Below are 21,711 nucleotides of genomic sequence, written 5' to 3' on the forward strand. Positions count from 1 at the left end.
ATCTGGACAGATGAACAGTTCGTGAAGCGTCCGGCACCCCGCCCGGTCGCGGCACGCGCGCCCGGTGGCGGCGAGTTTGTCGGGGCCGGGCGGTACGGTCGCGGGGTGAGTGACGGGTTGTTCGATGCACCGGGGACGGAGGACGTGGCCGACGAATTCGTGCCGAGTATTGCGCCGATGGGTGAGGGCTTCGCGCCCCTGGCCGTCCGCATGCGGCCGCGAAATCTGGACGAGGTGGTGGGACAGCAGCATCTGCTGGGCCCCGGATCACCACTACGCAGATTGATCGAAGGCTCGGGCGCGGCATCGGTACTGCTGTACGGGCCGCCCGGCACCGGTAAGACCACCCTCGCCTCGCTCATTTCGCAGGCGACCGGTCGCCGGTTCGAGGCGCTGTCGGCGCTGTCGGCGGGCGTGAAAGAGGTGCGCGGGGTCATCGAATTGGCGCGGCGGCGGCTCACCGCGGGGGAGCAGACCGTGCTCTTCATCGATGAGGTGCACCGGTTTTCCAAGACGCAGCAGGACGCCCTGCTGGCCGCGGTCGAAAACCGGATCGTGCTGCTGGTGGCCGCGACCACGGAGAACCCGTCGTTCTCGGTGGTGTCGCCGCTGCTGTCCCGGTCGCTCGTGCTGCAGCTGACCTCCTTGTCGGAGGCCGATATTCGCACGGTGCTGACCCGCGCCATCGAGGACCCGCGCGGGCTGGCGGGGGAGTACACGGTGTCCGAGGAGGCGCTCGATCACATCGTGCGCATTGCGGGCGGCGATGCCCGGCGCTCGCTCACCGCGCTCGAGGCCTCGGCCGAATCATCCCTCGATGGCACCGTCGGCGTGGAACTCGTCGAAGCCAGCGTGGACAAGGCCGCCGTGCGCTACGACCGCGCGGGCGATCAGCATTACGACGTCATCAGCGCGTTCATCAAATCCCTGCGCGGCTCGGATGTGGATGCGGCACTGCACTATCTGGCCCGCATGATCAGCGCCGGTGAGGATCCGCGGTTCATCGCCCGCCGGCTGATGATCCAGGCCAGCGAGGAGGTCGGGATGGCCGACCCCTCCGCGCTCCAAACCGCCGTCGCCGCAGCGCAAGTCGTGCAATTGGTCGGTATGCCGGAGGCGCAACTGGCGCTCACCCAGGCCACCATCCACATTGCCACCGCCCCCAAATCCGGTGCGGTGGTGAAGGGTATCGGCGCGGCCATAGCCGATGTGCGCGCGGGCAAGGCGGGTGCGGTCCCGCCGCATCTGCGTGACGGTCACTACGGTGGTGCGGCCGCACTCGGCAATGCCCAGGGCTACAAATACCCGCACGACCATCCGGATGGTGTTCTCGCGCAGCAGTATCCGCCCGATGAGCTCGTCGGCACGGATTACTACCACCCCACCGACCACGGCTATGAGCGCGAAGTAGGCCCCCGAGTTACCAAACTTCGCCGCATAGTCCGCGGTCGGTAGGGGGCGATTACATGGTCGCGTTCAGCTTGATGACCGAGAAGTGCGCGCCCTGCGGATCACCGAGAACGGCGAAGCGGCCGATCGGGATATCGGTCGGCGGAACCGTGACCGTGCCACCCAGCTGACCGGTTTTGGTCGCGGTGGCATCGGCATCGGCGACCGCGAAATAGACCATCCAGTGCGCGGGAACGTCGGGCGGCCAATTGTCGTCCATCTGCATCATGCCCGCGATGGACCGGCCGCCGACCTTGAATTCGGTATAGGAGGTGGTGCCGAATGCGGCCGTGCTGCTGTCCCAGCCGAAGACCTCACCGTAGAAAGCCTTGGCCGCGTCCACATCTCGGCCGTTGAGTTCGCTCCAACACCAGCTGCCGGGTTCGTTGACGGTGCTCGCGCCCTTGAATCCGTACGGCTGCCAGGCGGCCAGGGCCGCGCCGGTGGTATCGGCGAATACGGCCATCCGGCCTTGCTCGGGTACGTCCATCGGTTCCATGAAGAGTTGTCCGCCCGCGGCCTGCACGGCCTTCGCGGTGGCGTCGACATCGAGCACATTGATATAGGTGGTCCAGGCGGGGGGCTGGCCCTCCATCATGATGGGCATGGCCGCGGCGACTTCATTTCCCTCGGTATCGCCGAGGGTGAACATGGTGTAGCCGCCGTACTGCGGATCGGGTGAGACATTGGCTTTCCAGCCGAACAGCTCACCGTAGAAGGCCTTGGATGCGTTGATATCCGGGGTAGCCAGATCTACCCAGTTGGGGACTCCCGGTTCATATGAACTCACGTGCGGCATAGCCGAACTCCTCTCGGGCGGGAAGTACCGGCTCACGGCCTATGAGCCGACACCGCGAGCCTAGAACTCCCCACCCCTGATGTCCGGTTATCCACCGAACTCGCGCTCCGACCTGGCGACCACAATCCGGTTGACCTGAAAGTTGAGAAGTATCGCAACGGGCGTGCCCGGGCGGATGCGGTCCTCGCCCCGGATGGTTCTTTTTCGGGTCAGGGGAATTGGGTCGATGCGGATTCGGCGCTCATGGTCGTAGAGGTCACGTCGTACGATTCCGATTCCGATTCCGAGCGGCGGGACGGGTCGAGAAGCCTCGCGCATATGCCGAGGCGGGTATTCCGATTTACCTGCTGATCGACCGCGATACGTGCGAGACAATCGTTTACAGCCTTCCGGTTGACGGCGTCTATTCCTTGCCCGTGCGTCTGCCATTCGGTGCGCAGGTCGAGCTGCCCGCACCCGTGGAAATCGCCTTGGACACGGCCCCGTTGAAGAATTGGGTTCGCTGAGTCTTCCTCCGCCGTAAGGGAATTCGATCGTTGACGGGGCGCTGCGGCGCTCCTACTCTGGGTCGGGACTCCTTCGGGAAGGACATTGGCATGACCACTCACATCGAAGTGCGCCGGTATCCGTTCGGTGAACCGGTTCGACTGGATGCGCATCCGCTCTTCGCGAAACTGCAACGGGACGAACCGGTTTCACGGATCGAGCTGCCGTTCGGTGGGGAGGGGTGGCTGGTCACGCGGTTCGAGGATGTGCGGATCGTGCTCGCCGATTCGCGGTTCAGTCGTGCGGCCGTGGTCGGGCGCGAGGACCTGCCACGGGTGACACCCGAACCGGCGCGCGGTGATTCGCTGCTCAATACCGATCCGCCCGGGCACACTCGGCTGCGGAAGCTGGTGGCCAAGGCGTTCACCGGTCAGCGAGTTCGGGCATTGCGGCCGCACGTGCGGGAGATCGTCGACGGCCTGCTCGACGATATGGTGCGCGACGGCTCGCCCGCCGATCTGATTCCGGCGCTGGCCTTGCCGCTGCCGGTCACCGTCATCTGCGAAATGCTCGGGGTTCCGCCGCGGGATCAGCATCGGTTCCGGGAGTTCTCCGACACCGTCATGTCCACCACGGCCGCGACCCGCGAGCAGATCGTCACCGCCCGCGCGGGCCTGGAAACCTATTTGAGCGAACAAGTCGCCGAACGCCGGGAACGTCCGCGCGACGATCTGCTCGGCGCGCTGGTCTCCGCCCGCGATGACGGGGATCGCCTCAATGAGGCTGAGCTCGTGAATCTCGGTGTCACGATTCTCATCGCGGGCCATGAGACAACCGCCAATCAGATTGCCAATTTCACCTACGTACTGCTCTCCGAACCAGGGCGGTGGGAGTTCCTGCGCGCGCACCCGGAGCTGGTGCCGAATGCGGTGGAGGAACTGCTGCGCTACGTCCAACTGGGCTCCGGCGGCGGGTTTCCGCGCATCGCGACCGAGGACATCGAGCTTTCCGGCACGCTTATTCGCACCGGTGACGCGGTCTTCATCAATACCCAGGCCGCCAATCGCGACGAATCGGTCTTCACCGCCGCCGACACCCTGGACCTGACGCGAGAACACAACCCGCATATGGCTTTCGGGCACGGTTTCCACCACTGCCTGGGCGCACAACTCGCCCGCATCGAACTCCAGGTGGTCCTGGAAGCGCTGCTCGGTCGTTTCCCGAACCTGCGCCTGGCCGCCGCGGATGCCGATATTCCGTGGAAGCGCGGCATGCTCGTGCGCGGCCCGAAGTCGCTGCCGGTGAGCTGGTAGCTCGGCCGGGTGCCGGCGTCGATGGGTCCGGGATCACAGTCGACTCCGCGATGATATCCATTCCCAGGTGGGGGCTGGAAACTCGCTGGACCGGGACCGGTAGGCTTGACATCTGTGCAGACCCACGAGATTCGCCGACGCTTCCTGGAGCATTTCGTTCGTGCCGGACACACCGAGGTACCCAGCGCCTCGCTGATCCTGGCCGACCCCAACCTGCTGTTCGTCAATGCGGGCATGGTCCAGTTCGTGCCGTATTTCCTCGGTCAGCAAACCCCGCCCTGGGCTACCGCGACCAGCGTGCAGAAGTGCGTGCGCACCGGCGATATCGAGAATGTCGGCATCACCACCCGCCACAACACCTTCTTCCAGATGGCGGGCAACTTCAGCTTCGGCGACTACTTCAAGCGCCAGGCCATCTCCTTCGCCTGGTCCCTGCTGACCAACAGCGTCGAGGACGGCGGCTACGGCTTCGACCCCGAAAAACTGTGGGCCACGGTCTACCTCGATGACGACGAGGCCGAGCGCATCTGGCTCGAACTCGGTATGCCGTCCGAGCGCATTCAGCGCCGCGGTATGGCCGACAACTACTGGTCCATGGGTATCCCCGGCCCGTGCGGCCCGTGCTCGGAGATCTACTTCGACCGCGGTCCGGAGTTCGGTATCGAGGGCGGCCCGGAGGCCGACGAGGATCGCTACCTCGAAATCTGGAACCTCGTCTTCATGCAGAACGAGCGCGGCGAAGGCCGCGGCAAGGACGATTTCGAGATCCTAGGCCCGCTGCCCAAGCAGAATATCGACACCGGCATGGGCGTCGAGCGCGTCGCGTTCCTGCTGCAGGGCGTCGACAATGTCTACGAGACCGACCTGCTGCGCCCGATCATCAGCAAGGCCGAGGAACTGACCGGCCGCAACTACGGTGTCGAGCACACCGATGATGTGCGCTTCCGTGTCATCGCCGACCACGCCCGCACCGCCGCCATGCTCATCGCGGACGGCGTGAACCCGGGCAATGACGGCCGCGGCTATGTGCTGCGCCGCCTGCTGCGCCGCATCGTCCGTTCGGCCCGTCTGCTGGGTGCCGAGAAGCCGGTGATGGGTGAGTTCATCAAGGTCGTCAGCGAACTCATGGCCCCGTCGTACCCGGAGCTGGCCACCGATTTCAAGCGCATCGAAACCGTCGCTGTCGGTGAGGAATCCGCGTTCCTCAAGACGCTGACGACCGGTTCCAAGCTGTTCGACGATGCCGTCTCCGAGGTGAAGGCCCAGGGCGGCAAGAAGATCAGCGGTACCGAGGCGTTCACGCTGCACGACACCTACGGTTTCCCGATCGACCTGACCCTGGAGATGGCCGCCGAGGCCGGTCTGCAGGTCGACGAGGACGGTTTCCGTTCCCTCATGGCCGAGCAGCGTGCCCGCGCCAAGGAGGACGCCTACTCCCGCAAGCACGCCCACGCGGATCTGACGGTCTACAAGGAATTCGTCGACCGCGGCGCCACCGAGTTCACCGGTTTCGACGAACTCTCCACCGAGGCAACGGTTCTCGCGCTCATCAAGGACGGCGTGCGGGTGCCGGTGGCCACGGTGGGCCAGGATGTCGAGATCATTCTCGACCGCTCGCCGCTGTACGCCGAGTCCGGTGGTCAGATCGCCGATCGCGGTTCGCTGCAGTCCTCGCACGGGCTGAAGGTGCGCGTCAATGACGTGCAGAAGATCGCCAAGAAGGTGTGGGTGCACAAGTCCACCGTCGAGGCGGGCCAGCTCACCGAGGGCGATACCGTTCTCGCGCAGGTCGATCCGTCGTGGCGGCACGGTGCCACCCAGGGCCACTCCGGCACGCATATGGTGCATGCCGCGCTGCGACAGGTGCTGGGCCCCAACGCCGTTCAGGCCGGTTCGCTGAACAAGCCGGGCTATTTGCGCTTCGACTTCAATTGGCAGGGCGGGCTTTCCGAGCAGCAGAAGGCCGATATCGAGGCCATCTCCAATAACGCTGTCGCGGACGACTTCGCCGTGAACACCTTCGTCACCGATCTGCCGTCCGCCAAGAAGATGGGCGCGATGGCCCTGTTCGGCGAGAACTACGGCGATGAGGTGCGCGTGGTGGAGATCGGCGGACCGTTCTCCATGGAGCTGTGCGGTGGCACGCATGTGCGGCACTCCTCGCAGATCGGACCGATCACTCTGCTCGGTGAGTCCTCGGTCGGCTCGGGTATCCGCCGCGTGGAAGCCTTTGTGGGCCTTGACTCCTACAAGTACCTGGCCAAGGAGCGGGCGCTGCTCGCCGGCATCGCCTCCTCGCTGAAGGTGCCCTCGGAAGAGGTCCCCGGGCGCGTGGAGCAGCTCGTCGAGCGCCTCAAGGTTGCCGAGAAAGAGCTGGAACGCACCAAGATGGCCGCCGTGCTGTCGAGCGCGGGCACCTTCGTGGAGCAGGCGCAGCGCGTCGGCAAGGTGCTGCTGGTCGCCGCCGCCGCGCCCAAGGGTGTCGGCGCGGGCGATCTGCGCACCCTGGTGCAGGACATCAAGGGCCGCTTCGGTTCCGAGCCCGCCATTGTGACGCTGCTCGGCAACGACGAGGGCAAGGTGCCGTTCGTGGTCGCGGTCACCAAGTCGGCGCAGGAGCTGGGTGTGAAGGCGGGCGATCTGGTGCAGTCCTTCGGCCCCAGCATCAATGGTCGCGGTGGCGGTAAGCCGGAGATGGCGCAGGGTGCGGGCTCGAACCCCGATGGCATCGAGGCCGGATTGTCGGCCTTGCGGGCGCGGGTGGCCGAGCTCGCCGGCTGATGTCCTCTTCCGAACCCTCGGACAGTCCGGGCGTCGACGGCGACGCTCGGAAATCGGCTGGAACAGCGGGCTTTCCCGTGGACCGGCCCACCCCCGCTGACGATCCCGGTCGCGGCCGGCGGATCGCGCTCGATGTGGGGACGGTCCGCATCGGCGTGGCCTCCAGCGATCCCGACGGCCTGCTCGCCACGCCCGTCGAAACCGTGCCCAAGGCGAAGAAGATCGCGCCCGGCACCCTCGCACCGGACCTTGCCCGAATTGCCGAACTTGTCCGCGAATACGAGGCTGTGGAGGTGATCGTGGGGCTGCCGCGCACCTTACGCGGAGAGAGCGGCTCGTCGGCTAAGCTGGCGGCCACCTTCGCGGGGCGTTTGCGGACCCTGATCGCACCGGTGCCGGTGCGGCTTTCCGACGAGCGTTTGACTACGGTGTCTGCTGCACGCGCGTTGCGGGACAGTGGAGTTCGCGCGCGTGGGCAGCGGTCGGTCATCGATCAGGCGGCCGCCGTGTCGATCCTGCAAGGTTGGTTGGACGAACGGAGTGCAGCATTGAAGCCGCGCGGTGATGGTGATCTTGCATGACCGATCGCTGGACGCGAGCCGAGGAACGTTACCGGCAGAGCGCTGAACACCGATACCGCCGCGACGACCTGGAATGGTCGGAAGCGGACGACTATGAGGACGACACCACCGTCATCCCGCGCTACGAGGATGACGAGGACGACGAGCCCATCCTGGAGCCGGAACCGCCACGCCGCCAACCCCCGCAGCGCGCCGACCGCGGTCGCGGCTCGGGTGGGCGCGGGCAGTCCCGCGGTTCAGGTGGACGCGGACAGCGGCCGCGGCGCTCCCGCATGGCCTCCCGTAAAGCCGCCGAGCGCAAGCGCCGTCGCCGCAATCTCGTGGTCATCGGCACCGTCTTCGCCGTATTGTTCGTCGGCGCGGCCGGATTTGCGGCCTGGAAGTTCATGAACCGGTTCAGCCCGGCTGAGGACTTCGCCGGTACCCCCGGCCCGCTCGCGGTGGTGCAGGTCAAGCCCGGCGATACCGCCACCCAGATCGCGGACACCATGTTCGCCAAGGGCGTGGTGGCCAGCAGTGCCGCGTTCTACGAGGCCGCGGTGCGCAATGACAATATGAGCGCGGTACAGCCCGGCTACTACGCGATCCCCAGTCACAGCAAGGCCGCGGAAGCCGTTGTGGCACTGGTCGGTAAGAGCTCGCGGGTCGGTAATGTGGTGATCTCCGAAGGCCGCCAATTGCACGACTCCACCGATGTGAATACCGGCGCGCGTAAGGACGGCATCTACCGCAAGATCGCCGATGCCAGCTGTGTCGGCACCGGTACCGCCGCGAAATGTGTGACCTACGACCAGCTCGAGGCCGTCGGTGGTAGCGCCGATCCGGCCACCCTGGGCGTCCCCTCCTGGGCGATGGACCGGGTGCGTCAGGTGCCCGATCGCAGTCGCCAGCTGGAGGGTCTGATCGCCGCGGGCACACTGGATTTCGATCCGAGCGGCTCACCGGAGCAGATTCTCAAGCAGCTGGTCAGTGACTCCGCCGCCAGCTATGAGGCGACCGGGATTCTGAATTCCGGTGCCGCCAACGGCCTCTCGCCCTATGACACGCTGATCGGTGCGTCGCTGGTGGAGCGCGAAGCCCTGCCGCAGGACATGTCCAAGGTGGCGCGGGTGATCGTGAACCGCTTGAAGGCGGATCAAAAGCTGGAGTTCGACTCGACGGTCAACTACGCGCTCTCGGCCACCGAGGTCGCCACCACCGACGCGGACCGCAATCGCAAGACCCCCTGGAACACCTACGCCATGGCGGGTCTGCCCGCGACACCCATCTCCGCACCCTCGCTGGATGCCATGCGCGCCATGGAGAAGCCGGAGGCGGGCCCGTGGCTGTACTTCGTGACCGTCGACAAGCAGGGCACCACGCTGTTCACCGACAGCTATAACGAGCATCTGCGCAATATCGAAAAGGCCAGGCAGAGTGGAATTCTCGACAGTGGACGGTGAGCGCCGCAAGGCCGCCGTACTCGGCAGCCCCATCTCGCATTCGCGCTCGCCGCAACTGCACCTGGCCGCCTATCGGGCACTGGGCCTGGACTGGACGTATGAGCGCATCGAATGTGACGCCGAGCAACTGCCCGGCCTCGTAGACGGTCTCGGCCCCGAGTGGGTCGGCCTGTCGGTGACCATGCCCGGTAAGGTCGCCGCCCTCGAATACGCGACCGAGCGTACCGACCGTGCCGAGCTGGTCGGCTCGGCGAACACCCTGGTGCGCATCGAAAACGGTTGGCGCGCCGACTGCACCGACGTCGACGGCGTACGTGGCGCGCTGGAGGGCGCGGGCCTGAAGGAGATCGAGAAGGCCGTGGTCCTCGGCGCGGGTGGTACGGCTCGCCCCGCGCTGCTCGGCCTCGCCGAACTCGGCGTCCACACCGTCACCATCGTCGCCCGCAGCCCCCGCCGCGCCGCCGACACCCTGGATCTCGCCGAACGCCTGGGACTCTCCGCCGAGGTCATCGGATTCGACTCCGACACAATCGGTTTCGTCTGCTCCGAGGTCGACGCGGTCGTCAGCACCATCCCGGCCACCGGTGCGGAACCGTTCGCGGACGCCATCGCGCAGGCCCCCGTCGTCCTGGACGCCATCTACAACCCCTGGCCCACCCCGCTCGCCGAGGCCGTCGCCCGCGCGGGCCACACCGTCGTCAGCGGCCTGCAAATGCTCCTCAACCAGGCCTACGGCCAGGTGGAACTATTCACCGGCAAGCCCGCCCCGCGCGCGGAAATGGCTGCGGCCGTACAGCTTTAGTGGGCCGGTGATCAAGGCCGACCGTCACGAGAATCCCTCGTCATCCCTGCACAAATCCCCTCGTCATCCCGGCATGCTTTTGGCCGGGATCCACACCCCCGCTGAACTCAACTCGCCGGCAGTGGCTCGTAATAACTGCGGAACGTGAACGCCTGCGGCGTCGGCCCTTGCTCTCGAAGGTGGTCGAGGCGTCCGATGGCCTCGTGCAGCGACGGGGTGTGCCCGAGCGGCACCCACCACAGCACGGTGATCGCCTCCTTGATCGGCACGAACCACTCCCGCCGGCGGCGCAGGAAATCCATATGGGCACTGCGATACACGTAGTTGAACATCGCCTCGCGTGACTCCCACACGCTGAGGTTCACCAGCATGTCCGGGTCCGCCTCGTACGGCCGCACCGAGGTCGCATTGTTCGAGTCCGAATCGACCATGCGCCAGACGAATCCGGGGGAGTCGTCGGCAAGGGAGTTGATGCGATCGAGTTCGGCATAGAACTCGGCGACGCGCCGGTCGCCTTCCGGGGCGATCATGCGCCCGATATTGAACAGTGCGAGATGCATGCCTGGACTATAACTAAACTTTGTTTATTTTAGAAAAGCTGACGCAGCATCTCCCCGGAGCCGGATCCATCCGCGCCCTCCAACCCGCTTCCGCCGCAGGGCCTTCCAGCAACGCCAGGTTCATACCGCAGACCAGCGGTGGGAAGTCGACCGCGAGCCGATGAAAAGGGCAGTTGCGCAGGCGAATCACCGCACCGTCCAGATACGGCTCATACCCGCGCTCCCGCAGCGCCTCGAGCACATCGCGGTCCTTCAGTACCGGCCCGTGCTGCGCGGCGGCCCGCTCGATCGCCTGCTCGAACCCTGCATGCTCGGTCACCTCGGCCAGAATCGTTGCGACCGTGCGATAGTCGCGCGCGGGCAGCGTGACCGAGAACTCCGCGTCGGCGCGCCGATAGAATTTCGCGGGCCGCCCCGACCCCGGCCCGGTCTTACCCTCCGGCCGCCGGAACACCGCGTCCAGGAGTCCCGCCTCCGCGAGTTTGTCCAAGTGGAATGCCGCGAGCGGTCGCTTGATCTCCGTGGCCTCAGCGGCTTCATCCCTGCTCACATCGTGATCCGCGGCAGCGATGTAGTCGTACAGCCGCCTGCGAATCGGGTCCTCCAGCAGGGCGACGGCTTCGATACTCACCCTGCATTTCTATCAGCGCGTCGCCGCGTGAACACCGCCCGCGGGTGCCGTGTGCGGCCCGAATTCCGGAAACGGATACAGTTCTAGAACCGGTTTCAGTTCGGCTCGGCGGTTTCGCAGGCTAAGGTGATCATCATGAATGCGTGGGTGTTGCGCGCCGTAGGTTTGGGAGCGCTGACCATTGTGCTGCGGACCGTGCTCGGCTTCGCGATGGTGTACTGGCCGACCAATGGTTCGTGGATGCGGATCTTGTGCCTGATCGTCCTGATCGCGGCGGTCGTCGCCTGGGGTGTGCTGGACGGCCGCGCCGACCGGCGCGCCAATCCGGACCCGGATCACGGCGCCGATCTGACCATGCGCTGGCTGAAGGCGGGTCTCGCCGGTGGCCTCGGTGCCGGTCTGGTCGCCTGGATCCTGGACTTCCTGCCGAAGTTCGACCTCGGTGACAACGGTCTCTTCTTCGAGATCTCCTCGGGGGCGTCCTTCGTCATCCTGCTCATCTTCATTCCGGCCATGATCGGTGTGGCCCTGGGCCGCTTCCTGGTCGGCCGCGAGGGCAAGAAGAGCGGCCCCGCACCGGACGTATCGCTGCAGAAGGAATCCGCGGCCGTCTGATCCATCGCACACAGCTACCACCGCGCGCCGCCATGGAATCCATGGCGGCGCGCGGTTTTTCGTAGTCGGTTTCGCGTCCTAGAGCAGGATCGCGGTGCTACCGCCGGGGGTGGTCTCGCGGGCAATGGCCGAGTAGGCCGCCGCCAGCAGCGACGGGTCGGGGCCTTCGAGGCGGCCGGGCTTGGCCAGGCCGTCCAGGACCACGAAACGCAGGACACCCGAGCGGGTCTTCTTGTCCGTCTGCATGGTGTCCATGAGCTGGGGGAGGGCGTCGGCGTCGTAAGTGGTGGGGAGACCGACACTTTCGAGGACCGTGCGATGGCGTTCGGCGGTGGCATCGTCGAGGCGACCGGCCAGGCGGCCGAGCTCCGCGGCGAAGACCAGGCCGACCGAGACGGCCGCGCCATGACGCCAGCGGTAGCGCTCGCGGCGCTCGATGGCATGGCCGAGGGTGTGGCCGTAGTTCAGGATCTCGCGCAGATCCGATTCCTTGAGGTCCGCGGCGACCACATCGGCCTTCACCTGCACCGCGCGGCGAATCAGCTCGGGCAGGACGTCACCGGTCGGATCGAGGGCGGCCTGCGGGTCGCGCTCGATGAGCTCCAGGATTACCGGGTCGGCGATGAAGCCGGCCTTGATGATCTCGGCCATGCCCGCGACGATCTCATTGCGCGGCACCGTTTCCAGAGTGGCGAGGTCGACGAGCACCGCGGCCGGTTCGTGGAACGATCCGACGAGGTTCTTGCCCGCCTCGGTATTGATCCCGGTCTTACCGCCGACGGCGGCATCGACCATGGCCAGCAGGGTGGTCGGCACGTGCACGATGCTCACGCCGCGCATCCAGGTGGCGGCGACGAACCCGGACAGGTCGGTGGCCGCGCCACCGCCGAGGCTGATGATCACGTCCTTGCGGGTCAACCCGATCCGCCCGAGCACCTCCCAGCAGAACCCGGCCACGGCCAGATCCTTACCGTCCTCGGCGTCCGGGATCTCGATGCGGTGCGCGTCGATCCCCTTGTCCGCCAATGCCTTCCGCACCACCTCGGCGGTCTCGGCGAGGGGCGGCTGATGGAAGATGGCGACCGTGCGCACACCATTGCGCCCGGTCACCTCATCGACCAGGTCACCGAGCAGACCGCGCCCGATAATCACCGGGTACGGATCGGCGGTGCGGACCTCGATACGGGTCGGCTCGCTCATAGGGGCTGCTCCGATTCTTCTCGTGCGATGTGTTCAGTACCGTTCTCCCCGCGCGCGCGAGCCCGAGCCCGCCGCGCTCGCGCCCGCCGTGACCGCCCCGCCCCAGGCTCCCCGGCCACGGAATCCGGTCCGCCCTCAGCAGAATTCGCTCGGCCGGCGGAAGCCTCCGCCCCGGCGGAGATCGACCCACCAACGGTCGAATTTCCGCCCCCGACTGAGTTGGCCCCAGCGGCAGGCGAGCTCAGGTCGGGGGTCGATGACCGCTCGCTCACGGAAGATTCGTCGGCAGCGCCGCCCACCTGCTCGGCTGACGTGCCTTCACTTCGCGAGGCGCCGCGAGATCGGGGCGCGCTGCGGCGGCGGCCCCGCCGCGACCTCGACGCCGAGGCGGTTTCGGGCTGCGTCGCGGTCACAGCGACATTGCCACTCTCGGTTGTGGTTGTGGTCGTGGTCCTCGCCGGTGCATTGCCGGCGGCTGTTGGTGTGGCTGTAGCGGTTCCGACGGTGCCCTGACCGTCGGCCACGCTGCTCGCCGGGCCTGCCGCGCGACTGCTGCGTCGCCGGGAACGGCGGCTGCGGCGCGCGGGTTTCGTGGGATCGTCTGTGTCGGAGGCGGTTTGGGGCGCGCCACCGGTAAGGGGTGCCGCGGGCGTGGAATTCGGTTCGGGGGCGGTGGTATCGGCCGGGGTGGCGGCTGATTTGTCGGCTCGACCTCGGCCCCGGCGTCGTCGGCGGCGCGAGCGAGTCTTGCTGGGATCGCCGGGCTCGACGGTGTCGGGGAGGGTGTCGGGGGTGATTTCCTCTTGCGCGAGGGTCGATTCCAGGCCGAGTTTGGCCAGGATCATGCGGACCACGCGGCCGGGGCTGCGGCCGTCGGTGCGCACGCGCACGCTCGCCACCTCGCGGTAGAGGGGGCGGCGGATCTTCATGAGTTCGCGGTATTTGGCGGCCGGGTCGTCACCGTTGAGCAGGGGGCGGTTGGTACTCGCGCCGGTGCGGCGGAGTCCTTCGCCCACACTGATTTCCAGGTAGACCACGGTGCGGCCGCGCAGGATCTCGCGGGTGGCGGCGGACAGCACGGAGCCGCCGCCGAGCGAGATGATGCCGTGCCCGGCGAGCACCGCGTCCCGCACCACCTGCTCTTCGATGCGGCGGAATTCGGGTTCGCCGTCCTCGGCGAAGATCTCCGGAATGGTGCGCCCGGTCTGCTCCTCGATCCCGGCATCGGTGTCGTAGAGGTCCACGCCGAGTTCGCGGGCGAGTTTGCGGCCGATTGTCGACTTGCCCGCGCCGGGCGGACCGACCAGCACCACACTCAGCGGCTGGTCGGTATCACCGGTCACTGTGGCGCGTTGCCCGAGGGAACGTGCGGGCGCGCGTTGATTCGCTTCACATAGCTGGTGATGTTGTCGACGGTCTCGTTCAGCGAATCGCCGCCGAACTTCTCCAGTACGGCCTGCGCGACGACGAGCGCAACCATGGCCTCGGCGACCACACCGGCGGCGGGCACCGCGCACACATCCGAGCGCTGGTGAATGGCGACGGCTTCTTCGCCGGTGGACATGTCGACGGTCGAAAGTGCGCGCGGCACAGTCGAAATGGGCTTCATGGCGGCGCGCACGCGCAGCGGCTCGCCATTGGTCATGCCGCCTTCGAGCCCGCCCGCGCGGTTGGTGGAGCGCAGCACGCCGTCCGGGCCGGGCCGCATCTCGTCGTGCGCCTGGCTGCCGCGGCGGCGGGCGGTCTCGAAACCGTCACCCACCTCGACACCCTTGATGGCCTGAATCCCCATGAGCGCGGCGGCGAGTCGCGAATCCAGGCGCGCCTCACCACTGGTGAACGAACCCAGGCCGACGGGCAGCCCCTCGATAACGACCTCGACCACACCACCGAGGGTGTCGCCGTCCTTCTTGGCGGCCTCGATCTCGGCGATCATGGCGGCCTCGGCGTCCTTGTCGAACGCGCGCACCGGACTCTCGTCCACCGCATCGAGATCCGCGGCGGTCGGGATCAGGCCGGCGGTCGCGGCGGCGGTACCTATGGACACCACATGCGAGATCACCTCGACCCCGAGCGCCTGGCGCAGGAAGTTCTTGGCCACGGTGCCGGCGGCGACACGCGCGGCGGTCTCACGGGCACTGGCCCGCTCCAGCACATTGCGGGCGTCGTCGAAGCCGTACTTGAGCATGCCCGAGTAATCGGCGTGCCCGGGGCGCGGGCGAGTCAGCGGCGCGTTGCGGGCGAGTTCGGCGAGTTCGGCCTCATCGACCGGATCGGCGGACATGACCTGCGTCCACTTCGGCCATTCGGAGTTGGCGACCTCGATGGCGACCGGTCCGCCCATGGTGCGGCCGTGGCGTACGCCGCCGACCAGGGTGACCATATCGGCCTCGAACTTCATTCGGGCGCCGCGCCCGTAGCCCAGGCGTCGCCGCGCCAATTGCGCCGCGACATCGGCAGAGCTCACCTCGACACCGGCCACCATCCCCTCGAGGATTGTGACGAGAGCGGGGCCATGGGATTCTCCGGCAGTTATCCAGCGCAACACGGGTTACATCTTTCCATGTCAATGAGGCTGCCCGGACACGCGGTCCGCACAGGCCCGCCCTCACCGCGTGGCAAGCAGCGCAACCACACTCGCCACACACATTCCGGGACCGTGCGCGACGACTCCGATCGACCCGGTGGCGACGGCGCCGATCGGCACCGTTGCCCGGCGTGAACGCCGTGGTCGCAAGGCATCCGCGGGCGGCGGTGACGCGCTGTCCACCGGCCGGATCGGCAGTACCCGCGCCAGCTGCACAGACGTGGAGTCCACGGGTGGCACGGGCCCTGTATCCGGCCGGGGTAGTGGCACGAGATTCGTGATTCGGCCGTCCATGACAGTGAGGTGCCGCGGGGACAGACTGTCCATCGTCAGTGTGCCGACACAGGCGAGGACTGTGAGAACCGGTGCGGTGAGAGCTGCCGAGACCCAGGCATCAGGGCCGCCGAGGGCGGTCGCCGCGCCGAGCCCGAGGGCGAGCTTCACATCCCCGGCCCCGAGAGCAGCGGGCGAGCAGAGATGTACGAGCAGATACGGAATCGCCAGTAGTAGCGCCCCGAGCACCGCGACAGTGCCACGGCCCGTGGCGAATCCGTAGCCGAGCACGACCGCGGCACCGGGGAGTGTGAGCAGATTCGGCAGGCGGTGGGTGCGCAGGTCGGAGTAGCTGAGCAGTGCGCACCAGAGCGTGAGGATGATCAGTGGCAGCGATTCCATGCCTTCGAGCCTGACGCCTGCGAGCCGCGCGTGGGCCGCGGAATCGCGAATTGTGGAGAACCACTTGGCATGTGAATAGCCAGGCTTTCGCCTTCACATGCCGATCTTTGCGTCGCGTGTCAGCGTTGCGGCGGGTCGGCGGTAGCTTGGACACATGTCTGTCGATCCCGATGCGGGTGCGCACCCCGATTTCGCGCTGCGCCGGACCAACCTGCGGAACCTACTGGTCGAGAACCGCGTCGACGCGCTGCTGGTCACGGATCTGATCAATATCCGCTACCTCACCGGCTTCACCGGATCCAATGCCGCACTGCTGGTCTACGCCTGGGGCAGCGATGAGGGCCGCACCGTCATCTGCACCGACGGCCGCTACATCACCCAGGTCGGCGAGCAGGTCCCGGATCTGCGCGCCGAGATCAATCGGGCCAGCGCTCGCCGGGTGGTGGAGATCGCGGGGGAGTGGCAGACCGGCCGGGTCGGTTTCGAGAGCCATATCGTCACCTTCGAACAGCATCGCGCCTTCGAGGCACAGGCCACCGGATTGGATCTGGTGCCGGTCTCGGGCCTGGTCGAGCAGTTGCGAATGGTCAAGGACGACTTCGAGGTCGGCCGTCTGCAAGCCGCCTGCGATGCCGCCGATGTGGCCCTGGCGACGCTGCTCGAGCGCGGTGGTCTGCGTCCCGGTCGCACCGAACGCCAGGTGGCCCGCGAGCTGGAGTGGCTCATGTTCGAGCACGGCGCGGATGCGGTCGCCTTCGAGACCATTGTGGCCGCGGGCGCGAATTCGGCCGTCCCCCACCATCGTCCGACCGAGGCGGTGCTGGCCCAGGGCGATTTCGTGAAGCTCGACTTCGGCGCGCTGGTCGGCGGCTACCACTCGGATATGACCCGCACCTTCGTGCTCGGTCAGCCCTCGGACTGGCAGCGCGAGATCTATGACCTGGTCTACGCCGCGCAGAAAGCCGGACGCGAAGCCTTGGCGCCGGGCGTTTCGACCCGCGCGGTCGATGCCGCCTCCCGCTCGGTGATCGAGGCGGCGGGCTACGGCGAACTCTTCGTGCACGGCCTCGGACATGGGGTCGGCCTGCAGATCCATGAAGCGCCCGGAATCGCCAAAACCGGCACGGGTACACTTCTCGATGGCGTGGCGGTGACCGTCGAGCCAGGTGTGTATTTCCCCGGCCGCGGCGGAGTCCGGATCGAGGATACGCTCGTGGTTCGCCAGGGGGGCCCGGAACTGCTCACCCGCACCAGCAAAGACCTGACCGTCGTCGAGTGACGCCGGTCTGCCCTAAGAAGAGGAGATCCGAGGACAGTGGCGGATACCAGCGACTTCAAGAACGGCCTCGTGCTGAAGATCGACAATCAGCTGCAGCAGATTGTCGAGTTCCAGCATGTGAAGCCCGGTAAGGGTCCCGCCTTCGTGCGCACCAAGCTGAAGAACGTCGTCTCGGGCAAGGTGGTCGACAAGACCTTCAACGCCGGCGTCAAGGTGGAGACCGCGACCGTCGATCGTCGCGATATGACCTACCTGTACCACGACGGCTCGGACTTCATCTTCATGGATGGCGAGACCTACGACCAGATTCACCTGCAGGAAGCCACCATCGGCAAGAACTCGGGCTTCCTGTTGGAGAACATGCAGGTGCAGATCGCCATGCACGAGGGCGAGGCGCTCTTCGTCGAGCTTCCCGTCGCCATCGACGTCATCGTCACTCACACCGAGCCGGGCCTGCAGGGCGACCGCTCCAGCGCGGGCACCAAGCCCGCCACCGTGGAGACCGGCGCCGAGATTCAGGTGCCGCTCTTCATCAACCAGGGTGACAAGCTGCGCGTGGATACCCGCGACGGTTCCTACATCAGCCGCGTCAACTCCTGACGCGCGGATAATGGTGACCGTGGCCAACCAACCGCCGGACAAGAAGTCCGCAGGTTTCAAGAAGCTCGGTGCGCGACACAAGGCGCGCCGACGAGCGGTCGATCTGCTCTTCGAGGCAGAGGCCCGCGATATCGACCCCGCGGAATTGCTCTCCGACCGCGTCTCGCTCTCGGTGCGCGACGATTCGGTGGCCCCGGTGAACCCGTACACCCGCGTCCTGGTCGAAGGCGTCGCCGACGATCTGGATCGCGTGGACGGCACCATCGAGTCCTACCTGCAGGATTGGGCACTGTCCCGGCTGCCCGCCGTGGACCGCGCGATTCTGCGGGTCGCGGTGTGGGAGTTGTTCCACGCCAATGATGTTCCGCCCGTGGTGGCGGTGGATGAGGCGGTCGAGCTCGCCAAGGAGCTCTCCACCGATGATTCCCCCTCGTTCATCAATGGTGTGCTCGGCCAGGTGGTGCTGGTGGCACCGCAGGTCCGGGCGGCCGCGGCGGCGACTCGCGCGCCGCGCGGCGACGACAAGTAAGTAGGGAGAGGCGCAGGGTGCGCAAGTACTTGGTGCTGGCAATGCGCACCCCGCGCTTCGATCCGACTGTGGCACAGCCACATAAGGATTGGCTCGACGGCGTCCGCTCGCGCGGACAGCTCGTCGAGACCGGTAAGTTCACCAACAACAGCGGCGGGGCCTACGTGATTCTGGCCGAAAGCCTGGACGCCGCACGGGATCTGGTCTTCACCGACCCCATTCACACCACCGGCGCATCGGATCTCACCGTCTACGAGTGGGAAATCACCGGATAGAGCTTGGCCGGTTTCCCGTCATCCCGGCATGCTTTTGGCCGGGATCCGCATCCGCTGACTAGAGCGTTTTCGCATCCACTTCGCTGAGCCGCTGCGCGATGCCCGCGCGACTGCTGAGACCGAGTTTGCGCAGGATGCGGCTGAGATGATCCTCGACGGTGCGCGGACTCAGAAATAGTTGCGCGGCAATCTCTTTATTGGTGCAGCCCCGCGCCACCAGCCCGGCGACCTCGCGTTCGCGCTCGGTCAATGCCAGTGCGCCGGTGACACTCTGCCGTCCGGCGAGCTGCCGCTGCGCCGCTGTCGCCTCGATCAACAGCTCGTGTGTTCCGGCACGGGTGAATTCCGTTCGCGCCGTGGCGATCAGGGCGGTCGCGCGACCGAAGTCGCCGCGCTGACCGGCGACTCGTGCGGCGATCAGCTGCGCCTGTGCGCGTTGAATCGGCATCTCGGCGACCGCGTATCCCTCGATCGCGGCTTGTGCGGCGGTCTCGGCCCGGTCGAGATCCGCACGTGCGCAAGCGTATTCGGCGCGCGCGTGCGCGGCGGCCGCGAGCTGTCCGGACAGGCCGAGCCCCTGTGCCGCCTTCTCGGCTTGCGTCACCAGTCGTCCCGCGGTCTCGATATCACCCTTGCCGAGCAGTACCTGGGCGAACGCTCCGACCTCGGTCGGCTGCATGGGATGGGCTCGATCGGGTTGTGCTGCTGCCGGTTTCGCCGCGGCGATGCCGAGCCTGGCCGCGATCTCGTTCAATGCCGATTCGACGACCGCCCGCCACCAGCGCATCACCGGGCGCGGCATGGCGTCGACGGTGCGCCACCACTCCAGGACTTGGGCGCGCGGTGAAGTCGTATGCAGCACACGTAGTTTGATCGCGCCGGCGAGCGGGAGGATGCCGGGGTACCCGTACAGTTCGGCGCATTCGGCGGCATCTTCGGCCGCCGTGAGGGCTTCCTCGTTCCGTCCCAGCTTGGCCAGCGAATACGCCTGCACCGTATACAGTTCCGGCAGAATGAAGCTGCGCCCGAACCGCCGGGTGACGCGCACGGCCCGCTCGATATGCGCGAGCCCGGTGCGCTGATCGTCGAGAAAATACGCCATCCAGCCCAGCGCGGATACCGCGTGCGCGCTGTCGAGCAACTGGGTGTCGGTGAGCCGCGTGTACTCCCGTTCGCCCGCTTGATAATTCGCTCTGGCCCCGGCCATATCCAACTCGGTGAGCTGCCCCATACTCCACAGCGTGAGCGCGGCCGCGAGAATTGCGGGCTCGCGAATGGCCTCGGACCCGAACAGTGCCCGCACCCGGGCCGCCCCCGCGACATCCCGATTGTCTTGCAACTCGAGGATCGCCAATTCCAGTTGCACCGGCCCGTTTCCGGCGAGATCGGGCCGATCGGCCACGGTCGCCAGCCGAGAGCGCGCCGTATCGACATTCCCGAGTATCCGTTCACATCGCGCGTACAGCAGCAGTGAGTCCTGCTGCTGTGAACCCGCTCGAGCGGCAAGCGGTTCCAGTACCTCGCGCGCCTGCTCCACGGCTCCGGACAGCAGTAGCGCCCGCCCGAGCAGGTGCTGAATCCGAACGCGCGCAACACCACCGGGTCCGCAGTCGGCCGAACCGAAGCCGCTCGGCCCGGAATCACCTGGGCTCGGCCAGTTCTCGTGCGAGCGGCTCGCGGTGGCTGCCGGTGAATCGGTGCTTGCAGGGATGGAGTTGTCCGGACCGGAATCGTCCCGGACTCGGCGATGTGCGCCCGAATTTGGTGAGTCGAAGTCGTTCGCCGCGAGCCTGTTTCGGTCGGGCCGATTGTGGCTCGCGTCGGTCGGGCGGTCCGGGCCGGGGGAGTGTGGCCCGGATCCGGTGTCGCCCGAGCCGTTTGTATCGAATGTGCCGAGGTCTGCTGTTCGATGGCCGGATCCGGCCGCCAGAGCAGCGGTGATCCAGCGGGCGCTGGTGGCGGGGTCGGTGGGCAGGGCCAGTTCGGCGGCGTGGATGAGTTCGGTGGCGGCGAGGTCGTCTCGACCGCGCAGGGCGTGTTCGAGATGTCTTGCGCGGGTGAGCAATGGGGCATCGGCCGCACGCAGGGTGCGGGCGGCACGGGCGTGGGCGCCGGCACGCCAACCGGGGCCGCCGAGTCGGTAGGCGGCCGTGCGGATCAGTGGATGTCGGAAGGTGACCGTGCCGCCGGTAATGGTGAGCCAGCCGCGCCGGGCCAGTTCGTCCAGTGCGGCGGAGAGCTCTTCCAGGGGCAATTCGGCTGTGGCGCAGAGCAGGTCGGCGTCCGCGGTCGGGCCGCAGACCGCCGCTGCCGCCGCGGCGAGCAGTTCGCGATCGGGCAGTTGCGCGAGTTCGGCTCGAATGGTGCGATCCAGATGGGAGCAGTCCGTCGAGGCCGGATCGCCCGACCGCACAGCGGTATCGAACTCGGCGGGGGTGAGTTCGGCGAGCAACAGTAGATACAGCGGATTGCCGTGCGCCGCGCTCAATAGTCGCTCGCGGCGACTCGACGGCAGCTCGGGCAGTAGTGCGGCCGCATCGGCGATGGACAGCGGCGGCACCGGCAGATGAAAGGTCGCGGTGCCGAGCGTGCGCAGTGCGTGCCCGAGCGCCGCCGGAAACTGTCGCTCGCGATACGCCAGCGCCAAGCGGGTGCCGTCGGGGCGATGCCGAATCAGCAAGGCCAGCACATGGAGTGAGGCGGTGTCGGCCCAGTGCGCGTCATCGATGACGAGCAGCGTCGGTTCGGTGCCGAGCCGCCGCCGCAGCAATCGCGCCAGTTCGCGAGGGTCGCTGCAATCATCGCGAGTGCTGGCGGGGTCCGGTAGTTCGGAGATCCGGTCGAGGATGTCGTGCACGAGCTGCAGGGGTGTGGAATGCTCGAATTCGGTGGCGGGCACGGACACCACGCGCAGACCGGTCGTGGCACCGCGATCCTGTTCCCGTCGAGCGAATTCGCCGAGCAGCCGGGATTTCCCGATGCCCGCCGGTCCCTCCACCAGGAATACCCAGGGCCCGTCGGGTGCATGGCATTCCGCGTCCAGGCTGGTCAGTTCGTGGACGCGGCCGACAAACGCGTTGATCGCCTACTCCTCATTTCGCTGGCCG

General features: G+C 67.0%; 19 protein-coding genes and 1 pseudogene. 12 read left to right on the forward strand and 8 right to left on the reverse strand.

Features of this window, described 5'->3' with window-relative positions:
- The first annotated feature begins 105 nt into the window (after nt 1-105).
- The gene (locus GFY24_RS07700; RefSeq protein ID WP_375336015.1) at nt 106-1,455 is read left to right on the forward strand and encodes a replication-associated recombination protein A; all 1,350 of its coding nucleotides are present in this window, start codon (nt 106-108) and stop codon (nt 1,453-1,455) included.
- Nucleotides 1,456-1,462: 7 nt separating this feature from the next.
- On the opposite strand, the gene GFY24_RS07705 is transcribed toward GFY24_RS07700, so the two are convergent.
- A complete protein-coding gene (locus tag GFY24_RS07705) occupies nt 1,463-2,248 on the reverse strand; it encodes a VOC family protein (RefSeq protein ID WP_153804322.1) in 786 nt (261 codons plus the stop codon).
- A gap of 218 nt (nt 2,249-2,466) precedes the next feature.
- Here GFY24_RS07705 and GFY24_RS43595 point away from each other — a divergent pair, with 218 nt between their 5' ends.
- The 6 genes from GFY24_RS43595 (at nt 2,467) to GFY24_RS07735 (ending at nt 9,653) form a co-directional block, all read left to right on the forward strand.
- Nucleotides 2,467-2,754: a Uma2 family endonuclease gene (locus GFY24_RS43595; protein WP_375336016.1), complete on the forward strand. Its 288-nt coding sequence runs from the start codon at nt 2,467-2,469 to the stop codon at nt 2,752-2,754.
- A gap of 90 nt (nt 2,755-2,844) precedes the next feature.
- Nucleotides 2,845-4,047, forward strand: coding sequence for a cytochrome P450 (locus GFY24_RS07715; RefSeq protein WP_153804323.1), 1,203 nt, complete (start codon nt 2,845-2,847; stop codon nt 4,045-4,047).
- A gap of 114 nt (nt 4,048-4,161) precedes the next feature.
- Entirely contained in the window at nt 4,162-6,828 is a 2,667-nt protein-coding gene (alaS, locus tag GFY24_RS07720) for an alanine--tRNA ligase (protein WP_309230587.1), read from the forward strand.
- Between the two features lie 77 nt (nt 6,829-6,905).
- A complete protein-coding gene (gene ruvX / locus GFY24_RS07725) occupies nt 6,906-7,409 on the forward strand; it encodes a Holliday junction resolvase RuvX (RefSeq protein WP_309230588.1) in 504 nt (167 codons plus the stop codon).
- Nucleotides 7,406-8,851 carry an endolytic transglycosylase MltG gene (gene mltG, locus GFY24_RS07730; protein WP_153804326.1) on the forward strand — a complete coding sequence of 482 codons (1,446 nt, stop codon included), beginning with the start codon at nt 7,406-7,408 and terminating at the stop codon, nt 8,849-8,851. The genes ruvX and mltG overlap by 4 nt, the downstream gene beginning before the upstream one ends.
- Nucleotides 8,826-9,653: a shikimate dehydrogenase gene (locus GFY24_RS07735; protein WP_309230589.1), complete on the forward strand. Its 828-nt coding sequence runs from the start codon at nt 8,826-8,828 to the stop codon at nt 9,651-9,653. The genes mltG and GFY24_RS07735 overlap by 26 nt, the downstream gene beginning before the upstream one ends.
- Before the next feature lie 107 nt (nt 9,654-9,760).
- On the opposite strand, the gene GFY24_RS07740 is transcribed toward GFY24_RS07735, so the two are convergent.
- Together GFY24_RS07740 and GFY24_RS07745 are read right to left on the reverse strand one after the other, a co-directional pair.
- Nucleotides 9,761-10,213 carry a DUF3291 domain-containing protein gene (locus GFY24_RS07740; RefSeq protein WP_153804327.1) on the reverse strand — a complete coding sequence of 151 codons (453 nt, stop codon included), beginning with the start codon at nt 10,211-10,213 and terminating at the stop codon, nt 9,761-9,763.
- Nucleotides 10,214-10,226: 13 nt separating this feature from the next.
- Nucleotides 10,227-10,844, reverse strand: a complete 618-nt coding sequence (locus GFY24_RS07745) for a helix-turn-helix domain-containing protein (RefSeq protein ID WP_309230590.1) — start codon at nt 10,842-10,844, stop codon at nt 10,227-10,229.
- Between the two features lie 135 nt (nt 10,845-10,979).
- Between GFY24_RS07745 and GFY24_RS07750 the strand changes: the two genes are divergently transcribed.
- Nucleotides 10,980-11,459: a B-4DMT family transporter gene (locus GFY24_RS07750; RefSeq protein ID WP_153804328.1), complete on the forward strand. Its 480-nt coding sequence runs from the start codon at nt 10,980-10,982 to the stop codon at nt 11,457-11,459.
- A 78-nt stretch (nt 11,460-11,537) separates the two neighbouring features.
- On the opposite strand, the gene aroB is transcribed toward GFY24_RS07750, so the two are convergent.
- The 4 genes and pseudogenes from aroB to GFY24_RS07770 form a co-directional block, all read right to left on the reverse strand.
- Nucleotides 11,538-12,659 (reverse strand): 3-dehydroquinate synthase, encoded by a 1,122-nt coding sequence (gene aroB / locus GFY24_RS07755; RefSeq protein ID WP_153804329.1) that lies wholly within the window; start codon nt 12,657-12,659, stop codon nt 11,538-11,540.
- 827 nt (nt 12,660-13,486) lie between these two features.
- Nucleotides 13,487-13,978: pseudogene (locus tag GFY24_RS07760) on the reverse strand (shikimate kinase); the annotation flags it as partial.
- A gap of 20 nt (nt 13,979-13,998) precedes the next feature.
- Nucleotides 13,999-15,207: a chorismate synthase gene (aroC, locus tag GFY24_RS07765; protein WP_309230591.1), complete on the reverse strand. Its 1,209-nt coding sequence runs from the start codon at nt 15,205-15,207 to the stop codon at nt 13,999-14,001.
- Nucleotides 15,208-15,267: 60 nt separating this feature from the next.
- Complete coding sequence (locus GFY24_RS07770; RefSeq protein ID WP_153804330.1) at nt 15,268-15,921, reverse strand: A24 family peptidase; 654 nt, start codon at nt 15,919-15,921, stop codon at nt 15,268-15,270.
- Nucleotides 15,922-16,075: 154 nt separating this feature from the next.
- Here GFY24_RS07770 and GFY24_RS07775 point away from each other — a divergent pair, with 154 nt between their 5' ends.
- From GFY24_RS07775 to GFY24_RS07790, 4 genes are read left to right on the forward strand one after another with little or no spacing between them, the layout of a single operon-like run.
- Nucleotides 16,076-17,200 carry a Xaa-Pro peptidase family protein gene (locus tag GFY24_RS07775; RefSeq protein WP_153804331.1) on the forward strand — a complete coding sequence of 375 codons (1,125 nt, stop codon included), beginning with the start codon at nt 16,076-16,078 and terminating at the stop codon, nt 17,198-17,200.
- Nucleotides 17,201-17,236: 36 nt separating this feature from the next.
- Nucleotides 17,237-17,800, forward strand: coding sequence for an elongation factor P (gene efp / locus GFY24_RS07780; RefSeq protein WP_309230592.1), 564 nt, complete (start codon nt 17,237-17,239; stop codon nt 17,798-17,800).
- Between the two features lie 19 nt (nt 17,801-17,819).
- Nucleotides 17,820-18,329, forward strand: coding sequence for a transcription antitermination factor NusB (gene nusB / locus GFY24_RS07785; protein WP_309230593.1), 510 nt, complete (start codon nt 17,820-17,822; stop codon nt 18,327-18,329).
- Nucleotides 18,330-18,346: 17 nt separating this feature from the next.
- The gene (locus GFY24_RS07790; protein ID WP_309230594.1) at nt 18,347-18,604 is read left to right on the forward strand and encodes a YciI family protein; all 258 of its coding nucleotides are present in this window, start codon (nt 18,347-18,349) and stop codon (nt 18,602-18,604) included.
- Nucleotides 18,605-18,662: 58 nt separating this feature from the next.
- Here the strand turns inward: GFY24_RS07790 and GFY24_RS43285 are convergent, their stop codons facing one another.
- The gene (locus GFY24_RS43285) at nt 18,663-21,686 is read right to left on the reverse strand and encodes an AAA family ATPase (RefSeq protein ID WP_309230677.1); all 3,024 of its coding nucleotides are present in this window, start codon (nt 21,684-21,686) and stop codon (nt 18,663-18,665) included.
- Between the last annotated feature and the right edge of the window lie 25 nt (nt 21,687-21,711).

This window comes from Nocardia sp. SYP-A9097 (assembly GCF_009649815.1).
Taxonomy (GTDB): domain Bacteria; phylum Actinomycetota; class Actinomycetes; order Mycobacteriales; family Mycobacteriaceae; genus Nocardia.

Bases quoted from the DNA above. Each gene is read 5' to 3' on its own strand.
- GFY24_RS07715 (WP_153804323.1), top strand. From the start codon at position 2,845: ATGACCACTCACATCGAAGTGCGCCGGTATCCGTTCGGTGAACCGGTT.
- aroB (WP_153804329.1), bottom strand. From the start codon at position 12,659: ATGAGCGAGCCGACCCGTATCGAGGTCCGCACCGCCGATCCGTACCCG.
- GFY24_RS07750 (WP_153804328.1), top strand. From the start codon at position 10,980: ATGAATGCGTGGGTGTTGCGCGCCGTAGGTTTGGGAGCGCTGACCATT.
- mltG (WP_153804326.1), top strand. From the start codon at position 7,406: ATGACCGATCGCTGGACGCGAGCCGAGGAACGTTACCGGCAGAGCGCT.
- GFY24_RS07775 (WP_153804331.1), top strand. From the start codon at position 16,076: ATGTCTGTCGATCCCGATGCGGGTGCGCACCCCGATTTCGCGCTGCGC.
- GFY24_RS07770 (WP_153804330.1), bottom strand. From the start codon at position 15,921: ATGGAATCGCTGCCACTGATCATCCTCACGCTCTGGTGCGCACTGCTC.
- GFY24_RS07705 (WP_153804322.1), bottom strand. From the start codon at position 2,248: ATGCCGCACGTGAGTTCATATGAACCGGGAGTCCCCAACTGGGTAGAT.
- GFY24_RS07740 (WP_153804327.1), bottom strand. From the start codon at position 10,213: ATGCATCTCGCACTGTTCAATATCGGGCGCATGATCGCCCCGGAAGGC.